This is a genomic window from Parafrankia colletiae, from assembly GCF_001854655.1.
Lineage (GTDB): Bacteria > Actinomycetota > Actinomycetes > Frankiales > Frankiaceae > Parafrankia > Parafrankia colletiae.
The window spans coordinates 21,861-46,986 of sequence record NZ_MBLM01000002.1 but is presented as its reverse complement, the minus strand read 5'-3'; the positions used below and the strand labels follow the sequence as shown (position 1 = coordinate 46,986).

17 protein-coding genes are annotated in these 25,126 nt (G+C 72.4%); 14 read left to right on the top strand and 3 right to left on the bottom strand.

The genetic code is table 11. From position 1 onward, the window contains the following. Positions 1-27 precede the first annotated feature (27 nt). The 5 genes from CC117_RS00270 (at position 28) to CC117_RS00250 (ending at position 6,798) form a co-directional block, all read left to right on the top strand. Positions 28-1,818, top strand: coding sequence for an N-acetylglutaminylglutamine amidotransferase (locus CC117_RS00270; protein ID WP_071081699.1), 1,791 nt, complete (start codon positions 28-30; stop codon positions 1,816-1,818). After that, complete coding sequence (locus tag CC117_RS00265; RefSeq protein WP_071081698.1) at positions 1,819-3,969, top strand: S9 family peptidase; 2,151 nt, start codon at positions 1,819-1,821, stop codon at positions 3,967-3,969. A gap of 66 nt (positions 3,970-4,035) precedes the next feature. Next, positions 4,036-4,461 carry a GNAT family N-acetyltransferase gene (locus CC117_RS00260; protein WP_071081697.1) on the top strand — a complete coding sequence of 142 codons (426 nt, stop codon included), beginning with the start codon at positions 4,036-4,038 and terminating at the stop codon, positions 4,459-4,461. A 211-nt stretch (positions 4,462-4,672) separates the two neighbouring features. Beyond that, entirely contained in the window at positions 4,673-5,986 is a 1,314-nt protein-coding gene (locus CC117_RS00255) for a sensor histidine kinase (protein ID WP_321572562.1), read from the top strand. Next, a complete protein-coding gene (locus CC117_RS00250) occupies positions 5,983-6,798 on the top strand; it encodes a DUF4097 family beta strand repeat-containing protein (RefSeq protein WP_241829703.1) in 816 nt (271 codons plus the stop codon). The genes CC117_RS00255 and CC117_RS00250 overlap by 4 nt, the downstream gene beginning before the upstream one ends. Positions 6,799-6,856: 58 nt before the next feature. Here the strand turns inward: CC117_RS00250 and CC117_RS33905 are convergent, their stop codons facing one another. Together CC117_RS33905 and CC117_RS00240 are read right to left on the bottom strand one after the other, a co-directional pair. Next, a complete protein-coding gene (locus CC117_RS33905) occupies positions 6,857-8,479 on the bottom strand; it encodes a pectate lyase (protein ID WP_084131137.1) in 1,623 nt (540 codons plus the stop codon). A gap of 176 nt (positions 8,480-8,655) precedes the next feature. Beyond that, complete coding sequence (locus CC117_RS00240; RefSeq protein WP_071081696.1) at positions 8,656-9,435, bottom strand: sporulation protein; 780 nt, start codon at positions 9,433-9,435, stop codon at positions 8,656-8,658. A gap of 287 nt (positions 9,436-9,722) precedes the next feature. Between CC117_RS00240 and fdhD the strand changes: the two genes are divergently transcribed. The 8 genes from fdhD to CC117_RS00200 all read left to right on the top strand — a co-directional run bounded on the left by fdhD (position 9,723) and on the right by CC117_RS00200 (position 22,162). Beyond that, on the top strand, positions 9,723-10,583 hold the full coding sequence (gene fdhD / locus CC117_RS00235; protein ID WP_084131310.1) for a formate dehydrogenase accessory sulfurtransferase FdhD: 861 nt from the start codon (positions 9,723-9,725) through the stop codon (positions 10,581-10,583). A 153-nt stretch (positions 10,584-10,736) separates the two neighbouring features. Continuing rightward, positions 10,737-11,312, top strand: a complete 576-nt coding sequence (locus CC117_RS00230) for an Ntn hydrolase family protein (protein ID WP_071081694.1) — start codon at positions 10,737-10,739, stop codon at positions 11,310-11,312. A gap of 136 nt (positions 11,313-11,448) precedes the next feature. Continuing rightward, entirely contained in the window at positions 11,449-12,456 is a 1,008-nt protein-coding gene (locus CC117_RS00225; protein WP_071081693.1) for a hypothetical protein, read from the top strand. Positions 12,457-12,464: 8 nt separating this feature from the next. Next, positions 12,465-13,193: a hypothetical protein gene (locus CC117_RS36955; RefSeq protein WP_131802982.1), complete on the top strand. Its 729-nt coding sequence runs from the start codon at positions 12,465-12,467 to the stop codon at positions 13,191-13,193. After that, entirely contained in the window at positions 13,190-14,089 is a 900-nt protein-coding gene (locus tag CC117_RS00215) for an inositol monophosphatase family protein (RefSeq protein ID WP_084131135.1), read from the top strand. The genes CC117_RS36955 and CC117_RS00215 overlap by 4 nt, the downstream gene beginning before the upstream one ends. Then, complete coding sequence (locus tag CC117_RS00210) at positions 14,089-20,046, top strand: TIR domain-containing protein (RefSeq protein ID WP_084131133.1); 5,958 nt, start codon at positions 14,089-14,091, stop codon at positions 20,044-20,046. The genes CC117_RS00215 and CC117_RS00210 overlap by 1 nt, the downstream gene beginning before the upstream one ends. A gap of 107 nt (positions 20,047-20,153) precedes the next feature. Further along, positions 20,154-21,329, top strand: coding sequence for an ArsB/NhaD family transporter (locus tag CC117_RS00205; RefSeq protein ID WP_241829702.1), 1,176 nt, complete (start codon positions 20,154-20,156; stop codon positions 21,327-21,329). A gap of 95 nt (positions 21,330-21,424) precedes the next feature. Next, positions 21,425-22,162 (top strand): hypothetical protein, encoded by a 738-nt coding sequence (locus CC117_RS00200; protein ID WP_131802981.1) that lies wholly within the window; start codon positions 21,425-21,427, stop codon positions 22,160-22,162. Positions 22,163-22,208: 46 nt separating this feature from the next. On the opposite strand, the gene CC117_RS00195 is transcribed toward CC117_RS00200, so the two are convergent. Beyond that, on the bottom strand, positions 22,209-23,195 hold the full coding sequence (locus CC117_RS00195; RefSeq protein WP_071081689.1) for an aldo/keto reductase: 987 nt from the start codon (positions 23,193-23,195) through the stop codon (positions 22,209-22,211). 212 nt (positions 23,196-23,407) lie between these two features. On the opposite strand from CC117_RS00195, the gene CC117_RS00190 reads away from it, so the two are divergent. Beyond that, positions 23,408-25,099 (top strand): TerD family protein, encoded by a 1,692-nt coding sequence (locus tag CC117_RS00190; protein ID WP_071081688.1) that lies wholly within the window; start codon positions 23,408-23,410, stop codon positions 25,097-25,099. Positions 25,100-25,126 lie beyond the last annotated feature (27 nt).

Sequence of the window (25,126 nt, the reverse complement as noted above, 5' to 3'; positions counted from 1 at the left end):
ACCGTCTGACCGACCAATCGACGGGAGCTGGATTACAWGTGCGGGCTGAGCGGTGAACTCAGGTTCGACGACCGCGGGGCGGATGTCGCCGCGGTGGAGCGGATGACCGCCGCGATGGTCGCCCGCGGACCGGACGGCGTCGGGATCTGGTCGGCCGGCCCGGTCGCGTTCGGGCACCGACGGCTGCGGATCATCGACCTGTCGGAGCGGGGCGCCCAGCCCATGGTCGACACCGCGCTCGGGCTGACCGCGGTGTTCAACGGCTGCATCTACAACTACCAGGAGCTGCGCGACAGGCTCGCCGACGCCGGCTACAGCTTCTTCTCGACCTCCGACACCGAGGTCATCCTCAAGGCGTACCACCACTGGGGCGCCCGCTGCGTCGACCACTTCGCCGGCATGTTCGCGTTCGCCGTGTACGAGCGTGACACCGGCCGCCTCGTCCTCGCCCGCGACCGCCTCGGCATCAAGCCGCTCTACGTGACCCGGGACGCGCGCCGGCTGCGGTTCGCCTCCAGCCTGCCGGCGCTGCTCGCCGGCGGCGAGGTGTCCTCCGACATCGACCTGGTCGCCTTCCACCACTACCTGTCGTTCCACGCGGTCGTGCCGCCGCCGCACACCATCCTCGCCGGGGTGCGCAAGCTGCCGCAGGCGACCATCCGGGTGATCGAGGCCGACGGCACCACCCGCGACGAGGTCTACTGGCGGCCGGAGTTCACCCGCCGGCCCGAGCACGCCGACTGGACCGCGCAGGACTGGCAGGAGGCGATCGGCGAGCGGCTGCGCACCGCTGTGCGGCGCCGCATGGTCGCGGACGTCCCGGTCGGGGTGCTGCTCTCCGGCGGGCTCGACTCCAGCCTCATCGTCGCCCTGCTCGCGGAGGCCGGGCAGCGCGACCTGGCGACGTTCAGCGTCGGGTTCGAGGCCGCCGGTGGCGAGTCCGGCGACGAGTTCCACTACTCGGACATCATCGCCCGCCGCTTCGGTACCGACCACCACCAGATCCGCGTCCCCGGGGCCGGCCTGCTGCCCGCGATCGACGCGGCGGTCGCCGCGATGAGCGAGCCGATGGTCAGCCACGACTGCGTCGCGTTCTATCTGCTCTCCCAGGAGGTCTCCCGGCACGTCAAGGTCGTGCAGTCCGGGCAGGGGGCGGACGAGGTCTTCGCCGGGTACGCCTGGTACCCGCCGCTCGCCAGCGTCCCGCGGGCCGACGCCGTCGACGCCTACCTGCGGGTGTTCGCCGACCGCCCGCACAGCGACCTGCCCGGGATGGTCGAGGCGCACCACCTCATCGAGGCCGACGCCAGCCGGCACTTCGTCGCGGAGCGGTTCGCCGAGCCCGGCGCCACGACCTCCGTCGACGCGGCCCTGCGCCTCGACTCCACCGTCATGCTCGTCGACGACCCGGTGAAGCGGGTCGACAACATGACCATGGCGGCCGGCCTGGAGGCCCGCACCCCGTTCCTCGACCACGAGCTGGTCGAGCTGGCCGCGGCGTGCCCGCCCGAGTTCAAGCTCGCCTCGGGCGGCAAGGGCGTCCTCAAGGACCTCAGCCGTCCGCTGATGCCGGTGGACGTCATCGACCGTCCGAAGGGATACTTCCCGGTCCCGGCCATCCGTCATCTCGACGGGCCCTTCCTGCGCCGGGTCGCGGACGCGCTGACCGACCCGGCGGCGCGGGCCCGCGGGCTGTTCCGCAAGGACTGGGTCGACTCGATGCTCGCCGAGCCGAACTCGAACCGCACGACGTTGGGAGCGAACGCGCTCTGGCAGGCAGCTCTGCTGGAGATGTGGTTGCAGACACAGGGGGTGTAAATGCTCCGTCCGGCCGACCCGGTCTCCACCGGCATTCCGTTGCAGGCCACCGCACCGGGGCCGGAGAGCCTCGCGGTGGACGTGCCGTTTCCGGACGTGCCGTTCCCGGACCTGCCGTTCCCGCGGGGCGGGGCCGGCACGCGCGACCTGGTCGACGAGTGGGCGGCGCCGCCCAGCGTGCGCTGCCCCTCACCCGGGCCGGGCGGCACCCTCGCGTTCGTCGGTGACCACACCGGGCCGCCGGCGCTGTGGATCCGCGGGGCCGATGGTGGCGAGCGGGTGGTCGACACCGGCCCCGGCCAGGTGCGGTCGGTGGTGTGGTCGCCGGACGGCGCCTGGATCGCGGTCGTGGTGGCGCCCGGCGGTGGGGAACGCACCGAGGTCCGGGTGCTCCGGCCGGACGGCACCGGGCTGCGTACGCTGGCCGGCGCCGGTGCCGCGGGGCCCGGTGGGCTGAACCCGGCGGGCCCGGTCGCGGCCACGGCCGTCCGCTGGCTCGCGGGCGGTACGGAGCTCCTGGTCACCGAGGCGGACCGAACCGGTCTGACCCACGCGCTCGCCGTCGACCTGTCCGGGCGCCGCCGCCATCTCGCCGCCGGTCTTGCCCTGCAGGTCTGCGCCGTGCACGAGGCGCCCGGCCGGTGGCGCCTGCTGCTGCGCGAGGGCCCCCGCGGGGCCCGCCGGGCCCTGGTGACGCAGATCGCCGTCCAACCGGTCGACGTGCTGCCGGTGGACGTCCAGCCGGTGGACGTCCTGCCGGCCGACGCGGTGGCGGCCGGGTTCGCGGTGCCCGGCGGCACGGTGACGGCGCTCGCCGGCACCTTCCTCGCGGACGGCTCCCGGGTGCTGATCGCCTGCGATCTCGGCCGGGAGCGGCCCGGGCTGCTGGAGGTCACGCTCGACGCGGACGCCACCCCCGGCCCCGCCCGACTGCTGGCCGGGCGCGACGACGCCGATCTGGAACGACTCGTCCTGGTCGACCCGGCCACCGCCGTGCTGAGCTGGAACGCCGGCGGCCGCAGCGAGCTGGTGGTGTGCGATCTCGCCACGGGCGACTCCCGGCCGCTGCCGCCGCCGCCGCGGGAGGTGGTCACCGGCCTGCTGAGCGTGGCCGATGGCGCGACCCTGATGCTGGCCCTCGCCGGCCTGACGGCCCTCGGTGAGGTGTGGACCTTCGACCTGGCCGGCGCCCGGGCCGACGGCGAGCCGGCGTACCGATGTCTGGTCTCGCACACCCCCACGGCCTACCCGACCGTGGATCTCGCGGCCGTGGACCTCGCGGCCGTCGGCGCCGCTGCCGACCACGACCCCGCGGGGCCGCCGGCGCAGCCGGTGGGCTACCGGCTCGTCCGTCCGGTCGGCCTGCGGTTCCACGCCCACGACGGGCTGGAGCTGAGCGGCTGGTGGTACCGCCCGCCGGCCGGCCCGGGCCCGCTGCCGACGCTCGTGTACTTCCACGGCGGCCCGGAGGCCCAGGAGCGCCCCGTCCTGAACCCGCTGTTCCACGCGCTGCTCGCGCAGGGCATCGCGGTGTTCGCTCCGAACGTGCGAGGCTCGACCGGGTTCGGCCGGTCGTTCGAGGAGGCGGACCACGGCGAGCACCGGTTCGCCGGCATCACCGACGCCGCCAGCGCCGTCCGCCACCTGGTCGACGAGGGCCTGGCCGCGCCCGGCCGGGTCGGGGTGGCCGGCCGTTCCTACGGCGGGTACCTGACGCTGGCGGCGCTCGTCACCTTCCCCGACCTGTTCGCGGTCGGGGTGGACATCTGCGGCATGGTCGACCTCGAGACCTTCTACCAGCACACCGAGCCGTGGATCGGGGCGCCGGCGGTCGTCAAGTACGGCGACCCGGTGACGGACCGGGAGCTGCTGCGGGCACTGTCGCCGCTGCACCGGATGGACGCGCTCGCCGTCCCGCTGATGGTCGTCCACGGTGCCAACGACACCAACGTCCCGCTGTTCGAGGCCGAGCAGACCGTCGCGGCCGCGCGGGCCCGAGGGGTGCCGTGCGAGTACCTGCTGTTCGAGGGGGAGGGCCACGAGGTCGCGGAGCGGGCGAACCGGCTGACCTTCGTCCGCGGGGTGGCCGGGTTCGTCGCCGCCCACCTGACCGGAGCCGTGGCGGCGGAAAGCCTCGGGGAGGCCGTCTGACGGCCTGAGCCGGGCGGGAGGGGTGCCGCCCACGCGTCACGCGGTGGAGCTGTAGCGTAGCGTAATGTGAAGATAGAGGAGCTGGAGGCCGAACGTACCTGGCTCGCGTTCGATCCCATGCGACAGCTGCGGCCACACCTGACCTCGGCCGGATTCGTGCGGCTGGTGAACGAGGTCCAGCGGCCGCAGGGGTACCGCCTGGTCGGGTCGTGGGACGCCGAATCGGGCCGGGTGGTGGCGGCCATCGGGTTCCGCGAGAACAGCTCGCTCGCCTACGGCCGTTACCTGCTCGTGGACGACCTCACCACGATGCCGAACATGCGCGGCCGGGGGCACGCCACCCGGCTGCTGGCCTGGCTCGAACGCGAGGCCCGGCGCCTGGGCTGCGCCCAGATCCACCTCGACTCCGGCACCCATCTGCACGACGCCCACCGGCTCCTGCTGCGCAGCGGCTTCACGATCCCGGCCTTCCACTTCTCCCGCCGCCTCTGATCCTCTCCCACTGCCACTGATCCGCCCGGCCGTCGTCCCGCGTGGCGCCGAGGTATGGCTAGCCCCAGGGCAAACCGACCAGCCAGCTCGGTCGTGGGGCCCGGTCCGCGTGATTTACCGTCGCGTCAACGGCCGGTCATGGGGCCGTACGACACGCCGGCCGGGCGCGGGATGCCCGACCGGCGGCGGATGGGGCGGGAGGTGAGGCGGGGTGCGGGTCCCTGTAGTGGTCCGGCGCCTGGCCCGATCGGCCTACGGGCCGCAGACGTGGATGGCGACGATCTTCGTCGCCCAGTCCGCGGTGGTCGCGACGGTGGCGTTCGTCGTGGTGCTCGTCAGCCTGGTCGTCGGGGTGCCACTGCTCTTCGTGGCCCTGTTCGGCCTGCCGCTGCTGTGGTTCTGCCTGGTGGCCGCCCGGACCGGTGCCGTCGTCGACGCCTGGCGGTTCAGGGCGGTGCTGGGGTGGCGGCTGTGGCTGCGGCCGCGGGCGGGCTCGGTGCCTCCCGGGACACCCCCGGACCTCGTGCCCGGCCGGCTCGGCCGGGGCGTGCTGCGGATGACCAGCCCGGCGGCCTGGCTGGAGGTGCTGTACGCACTGGTGGTGCTGCCGCTGTTCGGGTGGCTCGGCGCCTGGCTGGTGTTCGTGGTCTGGGGCGCTGGCCTGTCGTTCACGCTGTTCCCGCTGTACGGGCACGGGCTGGCCGACTCCGGCCGCTTCCTCGGCCTGGACCTCGGCTACCCGGGGTCGCTGGCACTCCACCTGGTGATCGGGATCGCCGCTCTGCTCGCGGCCCCGTGGGTCGCCCGAGGGGTGGCCGTGGCGCACTTCGCGGTCGCGAGGCTGGTGCTGTCCCCGTCGGTCGAGCCCGACCTGCAGGCCCGGGTTGAGGACCTCGAGGCCAGCCGCGCCGRCATGGTCGCCGCGGCCACTGCCGAACGCCGGCGCATCGAACGCGACCTGCATGACGGCGCGCAGGCACGCCTGGTCTCGGTCGCGATGACCCTGGGCCGGGCCCAGGAGCGGTTCACCGACGACCCGGAGGGTGCCCGCGGCCTGGTCGCCGAGGCACACACCGAGGCCAAGCGGGCGCTGGTCGAGCTGCGTGACCTGGCCCGCGGGATCCATCCGTCGGTGCTCACCGACCGTGGCCTCGACGCGGCGCTGTCCGGTCTCGCCGCCCGCTCCCCGGTGCCGGTCACGCTCGACATCGACATCGGCGGGCGGCTGGACATCGCCACCGAGTCCGTCGCGTACTTCTTCGTCGCCGAGGCGTTGACCAACGTCGCGCACCACGCGCAGGCCACCCGGGTCCGCGTCGCGGTGCGCCGCGTCGGCGACCGGCTGGCGGTGGAGGTCGCAGACGACGGCCGCGGCGGCGCCCGCGAGGACGGCGGGACGGGCATCGCCGGCCTGCGGGACCGTGCCCGAGCCGTCGACGGCGACATCGTCCTCGTCAGCCCGCCCGGCAGCGGGACCGCGCTGCGGATGGAACTGCCGTGGGCGATGACCGGAGGAAGCAGATGACCGCCACGGAGAACGCGATGACGGCGAGGCACGGCCGCGGCCGGATCGCCGCGCTCGCCGCCGGCGCGGTGCTCGCCGCCGCCGCGACGGCGCTGGCCGGCCTGCAGCTCGTCGACTGGACATCCGGCACCGTGCAGCAGGTCGAGCGGCACAGCTTCGCCACCGGCGTCCAGCAGATCCGCGTGCTGGCGGGCGCCGGCCGGATCCAGCTCACCGGCGCCCCCGGCGGCGCCGTCACGGTCGAGGGCCGGCTGTCCGGCGCCGTCACGGTCCCGCGGATGTCGACGGTGGTCCGCGACGGCATCCTGTTCGTCGACACGAGCTGCGGCATCCAGCTCTGGTCCTGCGAGGCGTCGCTCGACCTGCGGGTGCCGGCGGGCATCCCGGTGTCCGCCCGGACCGGCTCCGGCCCCATCACGGCGACGGGCCTCATCGCCGCCGCCACGCTGCACACCGACTCCGGCTCGGTGCGGGTGGACGGAACCGGAGGCGTCCTCACCCTGTCCACCGGGTCCGGTGACGTCGACGCCCGGCGCGTCACCGCCGGTCAGGTCGAGGCGTCCACCGGCTCCGGCAACGTGCGCGTCGAGCTGGACCGGACCCCCGAGGACGTCGCCGTCCGGACCGGTTCGGGGAACGTGGAGATGATCCTGCCGGTCGGCAGCGGGCCGTATGCGACGGACTTCCACACGGGCTCGGGCACCTCCCGGATCGGCGTGCCCACCGACCCGGCGGCGGCCCGTCAGCTGCGGGCCAGGACCGGCAGCGGCAACGTGGTCATCCGCTACCCGGAACCTGGCGACGCCGACTGATCCGGGCGTGCCGGCCGGCCGGTGAGGACCCGGCCGGCCGGCACGCCCGGTCGCTCGCCTACCGGTAGGTGATGTCGGCGGCGGTGTAGCGGCAGTAGGTGCCGTCGGCCCCGCTGCCGGTCTTCGTCGGCTCGGAGCCGCTGCTGTTGCCGGTGTAGCGGTCGCAGACACTGATCCGGCGGCTGCTGTCGCCGACGATCGTGATCCCGGACAGCTGCGCCGTGTCGCCGTAGTTCGTGTTGATGCCGACGAGCGTCTTGCCGGGGGCGGTCACCACGACGTTGCGGACGATCACCGCGCGGCGGTGCTGGCTGGAACAGTTGCCGCACGAGCGGTACAGCTTGCCGAAGTCCCGCACCTGGAAGTTCTGAATGATCATGGTGCCGGGCCCGTTGTGCTGGAACACCTTGTCCGACGCCGCCCGCGCGCCGCCGCCGTCGATGGTCATCGTCTGCGACGCCGCGGTGCCCTTGAAGGTGGCGGCGTCCTCACCGACGTCCTCCCACCAGACGTTGCGCAGCGTGCAGGTGCCCCGGCAGTGAATGCCGTCCGCAGCCGGGGTACCGATGATGACGTTCTGGACCACTCCGCCGTCGGCGACGACGAAGATCGGGTCCTGGCCCTCCTCCTGCCCACCGTCGCTGACACCGGAGTAGCGCCGCAGCCCGCCATCGAACGTGCCGGACACCGAGATCGTGCTGTCGACACGGACGTCCCCCGTCGCCGCCGGCCAGCTGGGCAGTGGGCCGGTCGTGGCGGGTGGTGGCGAGGCGGGGGGAGCGGGCGGGGTTGCCGGCCGGGTCGGGCTCGGGGTCGGCGTGGTCGGCGTGGTCGGCCGGACTGTCGGTGTCGGACCGGGCGTGGCGGAGCCCGGCGAAGTCGCCGCCGGAGAGGTCGCCGCCGGGGAGGTCGGCGCCGGAGTGCCGGTGCCCGTGCCGGTTGCCGGGGTCACCGTCACGTCGTCGAACGAGGCGGCGGCGAGCGCGGTCATCAGCGCGATCCGGCCGCGCCCGGCCGGCACCGGACCCGACGCGACCGGCTGGCCGTCGACGAAGCCGCGGGCGGTGGTGCCGCTGACGGTCAGCGCCAGGGCGTACCACCGGCCGGGGGTCACGGCCAGGGTGGCCGCCCCGACGACCGTGATCCGCCCGCTGGCGACCGACTGCAGCTCCACCCGGCCGGGGGCGACCAGCGCCAGACGCACGAAGGTCGTGTTGCTCGACGCCCGGGCCGCGACACCGGCCAGCCCGCCACCCGGCGGGAAACCGGCCGGCCGCACCCGCGCCTGGACGGTGACATCCGTCCAGGACGTCGAGCCCGCGAACTGGCGCGCGAGAACACTGCCGGCCTTGTCCTGCCGCAGGACCTTCGAACCGTCGGCGACGACCGACCAGGAGCCCCCCGACCTGGACCAGCCGGAGAGGTCACCGTCCTCGAAGTCGTCGGCGAACAGCGTCGAGGCGTCCGCCGCGGTGGTGGCCGTGTCGGCGAGGCGGTCCGGTGAGCCCTCGGTCAGCGGGCCGGCGAGCAGCGCGCCCGTCGCGGCCAGCAGGACCGCGGTGAGTGCGGGAAACCCCCAGCCGATGCGTACCGCGGCCGGGGCCGCCGGACGGCCGTCTCGTCGCCTGTCTCTTCGCCGGCTGCGCCAGCTCCGGCGGGTGGGGTCCGTCTGACGTGTCATCGAGCCGTCCCTTCAGCGGCGGCACAGCCGACCGTTCCCACCCCTGCCCGGCGTTGCCGCTCCTTCCGATGCTTCCGCTCTGTCTGTCGCCGCCGGAGCACCGAAAGTTGCCGCCTGCGTGGTCACGGTCCGCACAACGGTGGTGCGAACCAGTACACGGGTGACCGGAAGCAGACTCAGAACCAGCCGCGGCGAGCGCCGAGGGCCTGGAGCTGCTGGTGCAGCGCGCCGGCGAGAGCCTGGCGGTCGGTGTCGTGGTGGCCCACCCGGAACCGGCTCAGCTGGTCGCCGCCGGAGTGGAGCAGCCCGCCGCGGCGGTCCGCCTCCAGGACGATGTCCATGCCGGCGCCGTCCACCAGGAAGGTGACCTCCAGCTCCTTGACCCGGCGGGCGTACTCACCGGACGGCTTCAGCTCGATCTCCTGGTAGAAGGGCAGGTCCGAGCCGTGCAGCCGGCCCTTCTCGACGTCCGCCGACCGGAACTGGAAACCCAGGTCGCCGAGTGCGGCGAGGACCGCCTCCTGGACGGGCAGCGGGTGCACGTTCACCGGGTCGAGATCGCCCGGGTCCAGCGCGCCGGGGATCGACAGCGTCGTGCGCACGCCGATCTTCATGCCGTGCAGGTGCCAGCCGCCCACGTCGGTGATCGGCGTCTGCCACGGCACCGCCAGCTCGAAGCGGCCGGACTGCTGCTCACCGGCGCGGATCACGAAACCGCCGCCGATCTGCTGGGTCCCGAAGGTCACCTGCTCGTACCAGGTGGAGTCCTCCGTCTCGACCTCGACCGTCGCCTCCAGCGCGACCAGGATCTTCTCGATCTCCTGGTCGACCTTTCCGCCGGTGATCGTGGTCTGGCCGGTCACCACCGCGCCCGGCAGGGTCTCCGGGCGGTCCAGCACCGTCTCCACCTCGGCGGCGCCCACTCCGAGCCGTGACATGAAGCGCTTCATACCCATGGCGTTTTCGTCCCCTCGTCGTCGAGTCCGTGACTTTCACATAGCTCTAGCAGGTGGATGCTGTCCAGGGTCGATGCGTCAGCGACCAGACACCCGCGTCTCCGCCTCCCCGCGCGCCGGCGGCGTGGCCGGCCGGCTGGTCCACCGGCGGGTTGGTTCGCTTACCAGACCCCCGATGGGCGCTTTCCTACCATCCGTCCCGATATGCCTGGGTGACCGGCGCGGAACGACCGCGTCGAAGGCTCGACATGATGGATTTCGCGACCCACCTGGAGGACGGTGACCCTATGGGGCGAGCAAGCACGCGACGTCGGGTCATGCGGGTGACTCTGGGCGCGGAGCCGGTCCTGCGGCCGGACACGGTGGTCGGGGAGGAACCGCTGGAGATCCGCGTCGGCGGCCAGCCCCTGGCCGTCACCATGCGAACCCCGGGCGACGACATGGATCTCGCGGTCGGCTTCCTGCTCGGCGAGGGCCTGATCGCCACCGCCGCCGACATCGCGGGCATGCGCTACTGCGCCGGCCCCGAGGGCTCCGTCGACGAGGAGGGCCGGCTCACCTACAACGTGCTGGACGTGACGCTCGCCGCCGGCGTGCCCGAGCCCGAGGTCGACCTGCGCCGCAACTTCTACACCACCAGCTCGTGCGGCGTGTGCGGCCGCGCCAGCATCGACGCGGTGCGGCTGCGCGGGCGGTACGACATCCGCGACGATCCGCTGCGGATCACCGCCGAGGTGCTCGCCGACCTGCCCGGGCGGCTGCGCCGCGCGCAGCGCCTGTTCGCCGCCACCGGCGGCCTGCACGCGGCGGCGCTCGCCGACCCCGACGGCGGCGTCCTGGCCGTCCGTGAGGACGTCGGCCGGCACAACGCGGTCGACAAGGTCGTCGGGTGGGCCGCGCGGGCGGGGATGGTGCCACTGCGCGGCCACGTGCTGCTGGTCAGCGGGCGCGCGTCCTTCGAACTGGTGCAGAAGGCGCTGCTCGCCGGGATTCCGGTGCTCGCCGCGGTGTCGGCACCGTCCGCACTCGCGGTCGACCTCGCTGAGGAGAGCGGGATGACCCTCGCCGGTTTCGTCCGGGGCTCGTCGATGAACCTCTACACCGGCTCCCACCGGGTGATCCTGCCCGGCGTCGCCGCCGCCCGCTGATCGCCAGGTGACCACCAGTTGACCACCCGGTGATCACCAGGCCGGCTGTGTCTCGGCCGCGAAAACCGTCATCGGACGGGTTCTGTGCGCCCGGCGGAGGGTGCGGCGGCGGGCGCCGTCCGGGCCTCCGAACCACCCGATAACATCTGAACCGTGACCTGCATCGTCGGTGTGGAGCACGACGGCCGGGTCGTGATCGGGGGAGACAGCGCTGGCGTCGCCGGCTGGTCGATCACGGTCCGTGCGGATACGAAGGTGTTTCGCAACGGCGAGTTCATCATGGGCTTCACGGACTCGTTCCGCATGGGCCAGCTGCTGCGGTACAGCCTCGTCCCGCCCGTCCCGCACACCTGGGATCTCGATCGTTTCATGGCCACCGAGTTCGTCTCGGTCGTCCGCGACTGCCTGCGCGACGGCGGCTTCGCCCGCAACGACGCCGGCAACGAGTCCGGCGGGCAGTTCCTGGTCGGCATCCGGGGGCAGCTGTACCGGATCGACTCCGACTACCAGATCGGCCGCACCGTCGACAACTACGACGCGGCCGGCTGTGGCGAGGAGTACGCCCGCGGCTCACTGCACAGCACGGTCGGCGAGGAGCCCGAGGAACGGGTCCGCAAGGCTCTGGAGGCCGCGGCCCACCACTCCACCGGCGTCTGCCCGCCCTTCCACATCCTCTCCGGCGAGGCCGGGCACGACGCCGGAGACCTCGAGGACCGCACCACGTTCTGACCCGGCGCCAGCCGTGGCTGTGCCGCGTCCACCATCTCGAGGAAAGCAACCGTTTCCATAATCCTTCCTGGAATACCTGGTCAAACCCGTCTTTGGACGGTATGAGTGCGAGGAATATCCCTCTACGATTCGTCGCATGGGACGCCTCGGGGGCTGGCTCGGCCGCTACGCGGAGAGTCTTATCTCGCTCGCCGTGGCCTTCGTGGTGGCCATCCTCAGCCTGGTCGACGTACTCGACGTCGATGCCGTGAACAGTTCGATCCTGCTGGTACTGGCGCTGCTGGCAGCGGCGGTACTACGTGACCGCGCGCACGGCGAGACCGTGGAAAGAGCTCTCTCCGCCTCCCGGCAGCACCTGGACGAGGTCCTGACCCCACTGACCCCGCAGGTCGCCCGACTGAATGGTGTGGGRCACACCCTCGAGCTCGCCCGGGTCGCCCTGGACGAGACCCTGAAGATCCGGGTCATCTCCGGAACGGAGGTCACCGACGCTCTCGCCGAGGCCCGCGCGGACACCCGGGAATGGATGTTCAAGGGAGGCACCGGAACGTACATGAGGGCGGTGACCCTGCCCAGCTGCGTGGAGGCGGCGCGGCGAGGGCGCCGGGAACTCAAGATGTCCGTCGAGATCATCGACCCGACCGACCGCCTGGTCTGTGAACGGTACGCACGGTTTCGCCGGGACATGTCACCCGGGCCGGACGGCACCGGCCAGGAATGGACGTTCCGGCGCACCCGCAACGAGGCCTACGCGATGATTCTGGCTGCTGCCTGGTACGAGCAGCGGTTCAACCTCCTCGACATCGACGTGCGGCTGTCCCCGGTCATGACGACGTTTCGCTGGGACCTCTCCTCGCACTGCCTGATCATCACCCAGGACGACCCGGGCGCCGCGAGCACTCTGATCCGCCGGGGTGGGCGCCAGTACGACAGCTGGCGGATCGAACTCCGCAAAAGCCTCGACCAGGCCAGGCGCGTGCCGATGGAGCTCGCTGACCAGGCGCCGCTGAGCGAGGAGCCCCGGATCGGCGAGGCGCGGGCCCTGCTCGACTGCCTGGCCGTCCCGCTGCCGGCGGGTCTTCCGGACGTCGAGGTCGAGGACATCATCGACCGCGCGATTCGTGCCCGCAACCCGTATGCGTGAGGATCACGATGAATGCCACGGCGACCGCCCCCATCCTTTCGGTCGCGGACATCCGCGCATCTGTCGCCACCGCCGTCGAAAAATACATCCTCGACCGGGAAAACGCATCGGTGCACCCTCGCCCGCTCGCGCTCCGGCATCCTCTCGGYTTCGCGTGCCTACCCGTCCTGCGTGGTGCGGTCGGATTGTGTGTCCATATGTGGACCACCGCCTCGGTTGGCACCGATCTGACCACATCACCGTTCCACTGCCATAGCTGGGACCTGCACAGTCTGGTCCTGGAAGGTTCCGTCCTTAATCAGTGCCTTGATGTGCTTGATATAAAAGCAAGCGAGGCTTACCGGGTTTTCGAGGTGCGGAGTCTTCCCGAGTTCGACGAGATCCACGCCAGCCGGGATCTCGTGGTGGTCCGCATGGGAGAGACGCGGCTCAACAACGCGCGGGACATCTATCATCTGGCTGCAGGGGTCTTCCACCGCACAGTGGTTCCGGGAGGCGAGGCGTGCACAATGGTCATCGGCCTGAGTCGGCCCGGCGGTACCGACCGCTCGCTGGGCCCACCGAGTACCGGCTCGCATTGTCGGCGTCGCCGCTACTGCGATCCTGAAGAAACCGAACAGCTGGCGCATCGGGCGGCGGAGCATCTCCGCGCCGCGACGGCCGAGGGTCTGGTCGAGCGGCTGTTAGYCGCCGTCACCTGCGAATACGTCACCATGACCGTCGAGGGAGAGACGTGAGCGCCATCAGCCGGTCGCCCGGGTACCGGTGGGATGCCGGCCTCGACCTCGACCATGCCCGTGTCGTCGCCGTGGAGGCCGCCGAGACGGCGGGGGCCATGCTGCGCGGTCRTGCCCTGGGCGAGCTCGGTGTGGCGGCGAAGGGCTCGGCCGGCGACCTGGCAACCGTGCTTGACACGGCGGCCGAGGAGATCATCCGGGAGCGGATCAGGGCGAGCTTCCCGGACCACCGGATCCGCGGGGAGGAGGGCGGGGCCTCCGGGCCCCAGAGCCGCTGGGAGTGGCTGATAGACCCGCTCGACGGCACCAACAACATTGCGATCGGGATGCCGAACTACGTGGTGGGCGTCGCGCTGTGTTCGGACCGGCAGCCCACGGTCGGCGTCGTGCACGACCCGGTCGCGGGGCGCACCTGGTCGGCGCTGCGGGGCGGGGGGATGCACGGTCCCCGCGGCGGGCACGCGGCCAGGGCCCGCGCGAAGGGGTGCGACCACAGCCTCACGATCGCCTGGACCCAGGGCTACCAGGTCGGCCGGCACAACATCGCGGCCCGGGCCCTGAAGTACGTGCTCGACGCGGCGGCGCTGCGCATACTGCCCCTCTGGGCGCCGCTCGCCTCCTGGTCGATGCTCGCGCGGGACGACATCGACGGCTTCATCGGCTACTGCGCCGAGGAGGTCGATCTGCCGGCCGGCTATCTGCTCGCCGTCGAGGCCGGCGTGACCGTCCTGACGCTCGACGGCGGCCATTTCGACGGCCGCATCGGGCAGGCCGCACGCCGCCGTTCGTTCGTCGCGGCCCGGCCCGGGCACGTCGACACGTTGCTGAGCATCGTCAAGACCGCGGCCGCGCTCGAGCCGGAGCTCCCTGACATCCGTGTCCCGGGGCTGACCTGATGGCCGCCGACGCGGCCGACGCGGCCGACGCGGCCGCTGCCGCGGGGCTGGCGGGGCCGGCGGGCGAAGCGGTCCGGCCGCCGTCCTTCTTCATCAGCTACTCGCCGACGGACGTCCGCTGGGCGAGCTGGATCGCCTGGGAGCTGGAGGACGCCGGGTACCACACGGTGCTGCAGGCCTGGGACTTCGTCCCGGGAACCAACTTCATGGAGTTCATGGACCGCGGGGTCACCGAGGCCCACGTCGTCATCGCGGTCATGTCCCACCACTACCTGAAGTCGCGCTGGGGCATGCTCGAATGGCAGACCGCGATGCGTGGGAACCCGAAGGATCCGAAGGGCCGGCTCATCACCGTGCGCACGGACGACGCGCCCCTTGACGGCTTCCTGGCGGTCGTGACCTTCGTCGATCTCGCCGGTGTGCTGGATGCCGACGAGGCTCACCGTCGCCTGCTCGACGGGGTGGCCGAGTCGGTAGCCGGCCGGGCGAAGCCCGCGGTCAGACCCCCCTACCCGCTGGAGAAGGCCCCCGCGGCAGCCGCCGTCGGCGTGGCGGTCGACCGGCCTGAGCGCCGCCGTCCCCGCATCCCGCCGGCCTTCCCGCCGACCCAGCCGACCCGCAGGCGCCCGGCGGGCTCGGTGACGGTGCTGCACCTGCCCGGCCCCCGCTTCGGGCGGACCGACGCCGCCGGCCTGCGGGACCGGATCTGGGGGCGGCTCGCCGCCATCGAGCGGGCGGGCGGGCCCGCCCCCGACCTGGTGGTGATCGCCGGGGATCTCACCGAGAGCGGTACCCGGCGCCAGTTCGACGCCGCGCTGGACTTCGTGAGCGACCTGCGCGCGATGCTGAGCCTGGAGACCCGGCGCATCCTGCTCGTGCCGGGTCGACATGACGTCTCCCACGCGGCGTCCGAGGCGTACTTCGCCACCTGCAGGGCGGACGACAACGAACCGCGCCGCCCCTACTGGCCGAAATGGCGCCACTACAGCCGGATGGTCGCCGAGTTCTACCAGGAGGTGGACGGCGCCCTGTTCGACCCGGCGCAGCCGTGGCACCTGCTGCCCGTCCCGGATCTTGCCGTGGTGCTGGCCGGGATCAACACGACGATCGCGCAGAGCCACCGGGACGAGGATGACCACGGTCTGGTCGGCGCAGAACAGGCAGCCTCCCTGGAACGGCACCTCGCGCTCTTCGAGGACGACAACTGGCTGCGGATCGGGGTGGCGCACCACGCTCTGGCCGCGCCGTCGGTCTCCCGCACCGACACGATCCGCGACACCCAGCTGCTCCGGGAGAAACTGGGTCCCCGGCTCAACCTCCTGATCACCGGCCGCGGGGACACGGCTCCCGGTCTCGCTCCGGTCGTCGTGACACCCCCGGCCCGGGAGGGCCTCCAGCTGCTCGAGATCCGTCAGGACGGCCTGCGTTCCTGGCGGGAGGGTGCAGACGGGAAGCAGACCGAGGCCTGGCGGGCGCACCGGTGGGTGTCGGTGGGCGCGGCCTTCTCCGCGGCCCGGCCCGGGACGACCGGGCACGGCGACCCCGGCCCCGCCGACCCGTCCGGAGCGATCGCCGGCGGCGACGATCCGCGGACGGTGGCGGCTCCCGACCCGGCCGAGGAGCTGCTGGAGCAGGTCGCCGAGGTCTGCCGGGTCAGCAACGAGCGTGCGCGCATCCGGCGCGTCGACGGTGAGGCGCCGCACCTGGTCGTCACCCGCCCGGGTGACGGCGTGACGCCGGTGGTCCGCATCGGCGCGCATGTCGGTGAGCTCACCCACACCGACCTCGAGCGTTTCGCCGACCGGGTGCGGGCCCTCGACCCGGACGGCGAGACCGAGCTGATCTGCTCCGTGCCGCCCTCCCCGGGGCTGCGCCTGGAGGCGAAGCGGTGGGGGATCCGGCTGCGCAGCTTCCTGGAGTTCCAGGGTCTGCTCGACCTGCGCGAGTTCGTCGCCCGCCAGAGCGCCGACATCGCCGCCGACCGGCGCTACCCGCCGTCGCTGTACGTCCCGCAACGGTTCCGGGAGATGGTCGGCGCGACCCGCACCGTCCGGGAGGGCCTGAGCGAGGAGCTGATGCGGCTGGTCGCCGAGGAGGAGGGCCGGTTCGTCCTGGTCCTCGGTGACTTCGGCCGAGGGAAGACCTTCGCGCTGCGGGAGGTGGCCCGCCGGATCCCGGCCGAGCTGCCCCACCTGACACCGATCTTCATCGAGCTGCGGGCCCTCGACAAGGCACATTCCATGGACGGCCTTGTCGCCGCGCACCTGGCCAACCACGGGCAGAGCCTCGCCGACCTGCAGGCGTTCCGCTACATGCTGCGCGAAGGCAGGATCGTGCTGCTCTTCGACGGGTTCGACGAACTGGCGAGCCGGGTGACCTACGAGCGGGCCACCGAGCACCTCGCGACGATCATCGAGGCCACCGAGGGCAACGCGAAGGTGATCGTCGCGAGCCGCACCCATCACTTCCGGACCGACGAGCAGGTGCTGACCGGGCTCGGCCACCGCGTCGGGCTCCTCCCGCGGCGCCGGGTGCTCACCATCGAGGACTTCGGCTCGTCCCAGATCCATGACTACCTGCGCAACCGTTACCGGGACGAGGCCACCGCCGACACCCGCATGCGCCTCATCAACGGCATCCGGGACCTGATCGGGCTGTCCCGCAACCCTCGGATGCTCAGCTTCATCGCGGACCTGCCCGCCGAGCGGCTCACCCGGGTCGCCGGTGCCCACGACACGATCAGCGCTGCCAGCCTCTACCGGGAGATCCTCGACAGCTGGCTCGCCTTCGAGATCAACCGCACCCACGGCGTCGCAGGCAGCCCACCGGGGCTGGGACTGACCGACATGTGGACGGCCGTGACGACCCTGGCGCTGCGGCTGTGGACAACGGAGGAGCAGCTGCTGCGGCTGTCCGATCTGCGCGAGGTCGCGCAGACCCTGGCCGGCATGACGGAGGAACGCCCGTCCCCGGCCCAGACCGAGCACGCGCTCGGTGCCGGAAGCCTGCTGGTCCGCACCGAGGACGGCCTGTTCGGCTTCATCCACTCCTCGGTGGCGGAGTGGCTCGTCGCCAACGAGATCGCGACGGCCGTCTCGTCCGGCGGTGGCGCCCGGACGTCCACCGTCGCAGTGGCCACCGCGGTGGCCCTGGCCCTGGCGGGTGTCGCGGAGCCGCTGGGGCACCGTCAGCTGTCCGCGCTCACGGTCGAGTTCCTCTGCGACCTGGCCGATCCGAAGGCGCTCCGGAGCTGGGCCAGCAGCGTGCTCGACAACCCGGCGTCCGACGAGACCTCCCGGGCGAACGCGGTGAAGATCAACGTTCGGATGCGCACCCCGGTCCGTGGTGACCTGCGCGGCGCCTCGATGCGCGGCGAGGACCTCTCGCACCGTGAGCTGCGGGGCGTCGACCTCACCGGCGCCGACCTCGCCGAGACCCGGCTGATCGGCGCCGACCTGACCGGCGCGACTCTGCGCGGGGCCACCCTGGCAGGCGCCTGCCTCGACGGCGCGAAGCTGCGCGGCGCGGATCTGCGCGAGGCGGACCTGACCGGCGCCCGTCTGCTCGGTGCCGACCTGCGGGACGTGCGGTTCGCGGGGAGCCGCTGGCCGCGGGCCCTGGTGATCAACGCCGGTGCCGCGCCCGAGCTCGTCGCCCGGGCACGGGCGTCCGGCGCCGCCGTCATGCCGGGCGGCAAGGTCGAGATCGGGCTGGCGCCGCCCGCGGTCAGCGTCAACTTCGGCTTCGAGACCGGCCGGCTCCCCACGCCGGTCAGCTACAGCCCGGACGGTTCGATCATGGTGATCGCCGGTGAGGACGGCGGCGCACTCGTCTGCGACACCGACGGCCGGCCGCTGCGGACACTGCAGGGCCACACGGGTCGGGTGTACGCCGTGGCTCAGAACGACGACCACATCGTGACCGTGTCGATCGACCGGGTGATCCGGTTGTGGGACTCCCGGGCCGGCGAGCCGCTCGGCGACCTGCGCGGGCACCAGGACTGGATCTGGCCCGTCGCGCTCAGCCCGGACGGCGTGCTGCTCGTCAACGGCGACCGCGGGGGCAGCGTCCGGGTGTGGGACATGGCCGCGCGGGAGATCAGGCACACCCTGCCCGGCCACGGGGAACGGGTCTGGAGCGCCGCCTTCCACCCCACCGCCCGGCTGCTCGCGATCGGGGACGACACCGGAACGGTCCGGCTGTGGAACCCCTATGACGGCAGGCTGGTGAAGGTGCTCGGCGGGCACGCGGGCAGCGTGTTCCGGCTGGCCTTCGCCGCGGACGGCTCGGAGCTGGCGACCGCCGACGGCCAGGGGGACATCCGCCGCTGGGACAGCGCCACCGGCCGGCTCCGGCAGGTCCTGCGCGGCCACGAGAACGCCGTGTACACCCTGGACTACCGGTCGGACGGCGCCGAGCTCGCAAGCGGCGACACCCGCGGCGTGGTGCGGGTGTGGGACCTGCGCACCGGCGAGGGGCGGGTCGTCGTGCGGCACACCGGCGCCGTCTACCGGGTCGCCTACAGCCCCGACGACACGATTCTCAGCTCCGGCGACAGCGACGGTGTGGTGCAGCTGACGAGCACCGCCACCGACATCCGTCTGCACACCCTCGGCGGTCACCGGGGCTCGGTGTGGCCGCAGGTGTTCCGAGGCGACAGCCAGCGCCTGGTGACCGCGAGCAACGACGGGACCGCGAGGATCTGGGAGACCCGGACGGGGACCTGCCGAACGACGGTGACCGGGCACGGCCGCCGCAACACGATGGTCCGCTTCAGCTCGGACGGCCGGCTGGTGGCGGTGTGCGGCAACGACGGGCTGGTCCGGGTGTGGGACCCGCGGACCGGCCGGCGACTCGGCCAGCTCGGCGGCATCTCCGACCGCGTCGTCTCCGCTCTGTTCAGCCCGGTCGACCACCGGATCACGGCGAGCAGCAGCGCCGGCTCCGCCCATGTGTGGAACCTGCAGCCCGTCGCCGAGGCACTCGGCGAGCTGGACGAGAGTTCCACGGAGCCCGCCGGCGGCGCGGACCAGTCCGGCGGCCTCGGCGCCGACGACGTCGATGCGTCTGACGTCGGGGCGTTCGAGATCGGGGTGTACGAACGCGAGGTGCGGGTGGGCACCGAGCACGTCTGGGCCGAGGCCTACGACTCCGACGGCGACGTTCTCGCCACCGCCAACGACGACGACTCCGTCCAGCTCTGGTACCGCACAACAGGGCGGCACCTGCTCACCCTCGCCGACCACAACGGCCGGGTGCGGTCCCTGGCCTTCAGTCCGGACCGCCGGATCCTGGCCTCCGGCTGCGATGACCGGCTGGTGCGGCTGTGGCCGGTCGAGGCGAAGGTCCCCAGCCGGCCGGAGGACTGGAAGGCAGGCCCGCCCCTGATCCTCGAAGGGCACACCGACCGGGTCTACGCCGTCCGTTTCAGTCCCGACGGGTGCCACCTCGCCAGCGCGAGCAACGACGGGACAGCCCGGATCTGGGACGTCGCCTCCGGGACGTGCCTGCACGTCCTCGGGGATGGGACGGCGCGCCTGTGGGCCGCCGCGTTCAGCCCGGACGGCAGCTTCCTCGCCACCGCCGGAGACGACCTTCTCATCAGGCTGTGGGACCCGCGTTCCGGCCGGCAGATCGCGGCCCTGGCCGGGCACACCCGCCGGATCTGGTCGATCGACGTCTCGCCGGACGGCCGGCTGCTGGTGAGCTGTGGCGACGACGGCACCGCCCGCCTGTGGGACGTCTCCCGGCAGGCCGAGGCCACCCGGGCGCCGACCGTCACGCTGGTCGGGCTCGACTCCGGGTGGGCGGCCATCGCACCGGACGGGCGGTACAAGTTCGCCGGGGACGTCGCCGGCCAGGTCTGGCACGTGATCGGGATGTCCCGCTTCGAGCTCGGTGAACTCGACGGGCATCTGGGTGACGTGCGTCGGCTCGCGCTCGGCGAGCTGTTCTGAGTGGCCAGTGCGTGGATATCGCAGCACTGGCCGCCCAGCCGAGTGAACCCGGCACCTCGTCGCGGCGATACCAGCCGCTGCCGCGGATTGCTGGCTAGGGTTATGGTGTGGCGGTAGTGCAGGTCTCCCTGCTGGCGATCGCCGTCATCGGTGTTTTCGTACCCCGGTTGCCGAGCTGGTTGGTACCCGTCGCGGCGGCCGTCGTTCTTCTGCTTACCGGCGGTATTTCGTTCAGTGCTGGCTCGGAGGTACTCGAACCACTCGTCGCACCCCTGGCCTTCCTGCTGCTGGCCGTTCCCCTCGCGGTGATGCTCGACCGGGTCGGATTCTTCAGCGCCGCGGCGGCTCTCATCGACCGCGGGCGTGACCCGAGGCTCGGGCTGTGGGCGTTGGCCGCCTCCGTCACCACCTTTCTGAACCTCGACGCCTCCGTCGTTCTTCTCACGCCGCTGTACATCCGGTTTGCCCGTCGACACGGCCTGGATGCCCGATTGCTGGCATTTCAACCGGTCCTGCTCGCCTGCCTGGCGTCGAGTGCGCTTCCCATCTCGAACCTCACGAATCTGATCGCGGCGGACGCCCTCGATATCGGATTCGAGGACTTTCTCCTCCGCCTCGGCCCGGCGTCACTCGCGGCGGTCGTCGTCGGCTGGTGCTTCTACCGGCGGCTGCCGGGCAGCACCGACCGGCCCGTACCGGTACACGAGCCGGTGGACCGGCGAGCGTTGCGCCTCGGCCTGCCGATCGTGGTCTTCGTGATCCTCGGATTCACCGTCGGCGACGCGCTGGGCATCAAGGCCTGGATGGTCGCCCTCGTCGCCGACGCCGTGCTGCTGCTGATGACACGGGACCTGCGCTGGGGAGACTTTCCCTGGGGAGCGGCCGGTCTCGCCGTCGGCCTCGGCCTGCTCGCCGCCGCGGCGGCACCGCACCTGGGAATCGACCGGGCCTTCGACGACGGCGGCTGGCTCGCACAGCTGCGCACCACGCTGCTCGCCATGGCGGCGGCCGACACCATCAACAATCTGCCGGCGCTGCTCATCAGCCTGCCCGGCCTCGAATCCGGTTCGGACCATGTCTGGCCGTTGCTGTTCGGGGTCAACTTCGGCCCGATCTTCGTCCTGCACGGAGCGCTTGCCGGGCTGCTGTGGCGCGACACCGCAGCGCGGCTGGGAGTGCAGGTAAGCGCCTGGGAATACACCAGGGTCGGCCTCCGGGTGGGTACCCCGGCGTTGCTGGCCGGCCTGGCGATCGTCCTGGCGACCGGAGCCCTCGTCGACTGACTGCAACGGATGCAGCCCGCATCGCTCATGACAGCCGCTCGCACCCCTCGTGACAGGAGTACCCGCCCATGCCGCGTTCCGCAGCGGACCGTGCCGTGAGCCCCGCAGACCATGTCCTCGACGTCGTCCTGCTGCCCTCACCCGAGCTGTCCGCGGCGACCGCAGGGCAGAGCCGTTCCCTCGCCGGACGCATGCGTCAGATCGGGAACCCGTCCCATTTCGCGCTGGGTAGCGACTTCCCGGCGGGCGACGCCGCGGTGTGCGCTCCCCACGTGTCGCTGTTCATGTTCGTGGCCACGGACGCCGACCTCCCCGCCGTGCTGGCCGCGCTGGCCGACGTGGCCAGCGGTGTCCCGCCGCTGGACGCGGTCGGCGCCCGGTACGCGCACAACCCGCACGGGGCGCCGGAACTGTACTTCGAGCGATCGGCCGCCTGGTTCGACCTGCAGCGGCTGGTCGTCTCGGCCTTCGAGCCGATCCGGCGCGGCCGGCTACGCGAGGTCGACCCGGCGGGAACACCGCTGTCCGCGGTGCTCGCCGACGGTGGTCCCCGCTGGGCCGCACGGCGGCGGCAGTTGCTCGCCTACGGCTACGACGAGATCACCGACGAGGTCGACGACCTGTTCCACCCGCACATCACGCTGGCCTGGCCCGAGCGGGCCGAGCCCAGGGTGGAGCTCGGCCCGCTCGGCCGGGCGGACGGCGTGCGTGTCACCTTCGACCGCCTCGCCGTCTGCGGCATGAGCGCGTGGGGCACCTGCACAACCCTCGTCGGGGCCGCCACCACCACGGGCCGGTGTGCCGCCGAGCACGGTGCCCGCCCCGGCACCTGACTACGCGGCGGCATCTGACGGCGCGGCGGCTCAGCGCCCGGTCAGGTCAGGACCTGCCCACGCGTTCCGCCGCCAGTGCGGCCCAGGAGGACGGGCCGGTCAGCGGGGCGAAGCTGTCCGCCGCGGTGGTCAGCGCGTCGTACTCGGCGGCGGAGAGAGTGATGTCGGCTGCCGCGGCGTTGCTCTCCACCTGCGCCACGCTCGACGCACCCGGGATCGCGACGACCTGTGGGTGGTGCACCGCCCAGGCGAGGGCGATCTGGGCGGGCGTCGCGTCGTGCGCGGACCCGACCTCGCGCAGCACGTCGAGCAGCGGCGTGAGCCGGGCCAGGTTCTCGGTGAGGAACAACGGGTTCGCCGCCCGCACCGCGCCACGCGGCCGGGTCGTGACGTCGTAGTGCCCGGAGAGCAGTCCCTGGGCCAGCGGGCTGTAGGCGATGATCAGGCGGCCCTCCCGCCGCGCGAACGGGATGAGGTCGCGGTCGGCCTGGCGACGGATCAGGCTGTACTGGACCTGGTTGGACAGCACCCGCTCGCCGAGCGCCTCCTCGGCGGAGCGCCAGCGGTCCAGCGAGTAGTTGCTCACCCCGACCTCGTCGATGAGGCCGACCCGGCGCAGCGAGGCCATCCCGCGCATCGTGGTGCCGTCCCGGACGAGCGGATTGGGCTGGTGGACCTGGTACAGGTCGATGGTGTGCACGCCGAGCCGGTTCGCGCTGGCGACGGCGCGCTGCTCGACGACCGGTGCCACCGGCAGCACCGGGAAGATCTTGGTGGCGATGAACGCGGCCTCGGTGGGCACCGGTGCGTCGGCGAGCGCCGCGCCGAGAATGCGCTCACTGCGGCCGAACGCGTACATCTCCGCAGTGTCGAACAGGGTGACACCGAGCTCGAGGGCACGGCGGACGATCAGCGCGGCGTCCGTGCCCGCGTAGGACGTCCCATAGCCCCATTCCCGCGAGCCGAACTGCCAGGTCCCCAGCCCGATCTTGGAGATCTTCTTGGTAGTGGAGACGGCTTCCACGTAGCGCATGGCATCCAGTCAACGCCACCGCCGCGCCGACGGCGAGGGGAGACGGGGCGGCGCGGATCGTGATGTCCGAGGTCCGACAGGTGCTCGGTAGGATCCACGTCCTGTCAGATGCGGGCCGGGCTGCTAGTTTTCCGGACATCCGGTCCGTGGGGTTCGGTGGGACTCCGGCGTGGGTCCGCTCCCGCGGCGACGCACCGACGGAGGGGAGAGCGGTGGCAACGCAGTTCAGTCGAGGGCAGAAGTCCCCCCTGTCGGCGATCACCGCTGGCACCGATCTGTACATCGGGATCCAGATCACGGCGCCGGGCGACTGGGACGTCTCCTGCTTCGGCCTGGATGGTGCGGGCCGGCTCTCCGACGACCGGTACTTCGTCTTCTTCAACCAGCCGCAGTCACCCGAGTCGTCCATCCAGCTGCTCGGCACGCAGGCCGGTGACACCCAGTCGTTCCGGTTGACTCTCGACAAGGTGCCCGACTCGGTGCACAAGCTGTCGTTCTGCGCCGCGCTCGACGGTGCGGGCAGCGCGGCGCAGATCGCCTCCGGGTACTTCCGGATCGTGGCCGGCGGTACCGAGGTGCTCCGCTACGCCTTCACCGGCGCCGACTTCTCCGACGAGCGCGCGGTCATGATCGGCGACGTCTACCGCAAGGGCGTCTGGCGGGTCGCGGCGGTCGGCCAGGGTTTCAAGGGCGGGCTGGCGGAGCTCATCCGCAGCTACGGCGGTGAGGTCGCGGACGAGCCGGAGCCGGCTCCCGCACCCGCCCCGGYCGGGCCACCCGGCTTCGGGCCGCCGCCCGGCGCGGCCCCGTCCGGCCCACCGGCCTTCGGCGCTCCGGCCGCACCCACCCAGCAGTTCCCGCCCGCTCCCGCACCGGCGTTCAACCCGCCGCCGGCGCCGCCCGCACCGCCACCCCCGTCGCCGGCGCAGGGACCCGGCCACGGGCAGCCACAACCGGCCTACGGCCAGCCACAGCCCGGATACGGCCAGCCGCAGCCGGCGTACGGTCAGCCGCAGCCGGCGTACGGCCAGGCCGGTGGGCCCGCCGGCTACTCCCAGGCCCCGCCAGCTCCGCCCGCGCCAGGAGGTTTCGGCGGCCAGGGCGGTCCCGGGGCCCACGGGGGCCACGGAGGGCCCCCGCCCGGCGGCTTCGGGGCCGGGCCGGGCGGGCAGCAGCACCCGCCAGCGGGCTTCGGCGGGCCGACGCAGATGCTCCCGACGCAGGTTCTCCCGTCGCAGGCCCAGCCGATCCAGCCGGGTGCGATGAACAGCCTCAACCCGTACCGGGAGGTGGCGACGGCGGGCCGCTGGACCCAGCAGAACAGCAAGCTGGTGAAGGTCACGCTCGGGGCGGAGGCGCTCGCGCTGCGTGGAGCGATGGTCGCCTACCAGGGCAACGTGGACTTCGACTACAAGAGTGGCGGAATCCGCGGCCTGATCGAGGAGAAACTCACCGGTCAGGGCCTGAAGCTCATGACCTGCAAGGGCAACGGGGAGGTCTTCCTCGCCCGGGACGCGTCCGATCTGCACATCGTCGATCTCGGCGACAAGTCGCTGTGCATCAACGCGAAGAACCTGCTCGCGATGGACGCCACCGTGCGCTCCGAGGTGCGCCGGATCGAAAGCCCCGGAATCCCCGGCGGAGGTTTCTTCCACTTCGAGGTGTCCGGGCCCGGGTCGGTGGTGGTGATGACCAAGGGGACACCGATGACGCTCAACGTCGCCGGGCCGACGTTCGCGGACATGAACGCGCTGGTGGCGTGGACGTCCGGTATGCGGGTGAGCGTTTCCACGCAGGTCCGGGTCTCGCGCCAGATCTATGCGGGGGCGAGCGGTGAGTCGTTCGCGCTCCAGTTCATGGGATTCGCCGGTCATTTCGTCGTGGTGCAGCCCTATGAGGTCTGACATGTCCCGCCCCGGCGGTTGGCGGGG

Coding starts and splice junctions, on each gene's coding strand:
- CC117_RS00195 (WP_071081689.1), bottom strand. CDS start 23,195: ATGCGCTACGTGGAAGCCGTCTCCACTACCAAGAAGATCTCCAAGATC.
- CC117_RS00210 (WP_084131133.1), top strand. CDS start 14,089: ATGGCCGCCGACGCGGCCGACGCGGCCGACGCGGCCGCTGCCGCGGGG.
- CC117_RS00250 (WP_241829703.1), top strand. CDS start 5,983: ATGACCGCCACGGAGAACGCGATGACGGCGAGGCACGGCCGCGGCCGG.
- CC117_RS00265 (WP_071081698.1), top strand. CDS start 1,819: ATGCTCCGTCCGGCCGACCCGGTCTCCACCGGCATTCCGTTGCAGGCC.
- CC117_RS00240 (WP_071081696.1), bottom strand. CDS start 9,435: ATGGGTATGAAGCGCTTCATGTCACGGCTCGGAGTGGGCGCCGCCGAG.
- fdhD (WP_084131310.1), top strand. CDS start 9,723: ATGGGGCGAGCAAGCACGCGACGTCGGGTCATGCGGGTGACTCTGGGC.
- CC117_RS33905 (WP_084131137.1), bottom strand. CDS start 8,479: ATGACACGTCAGACGGACCCCACCCGCCGGAGCTGGCGCAGCCGGCGA.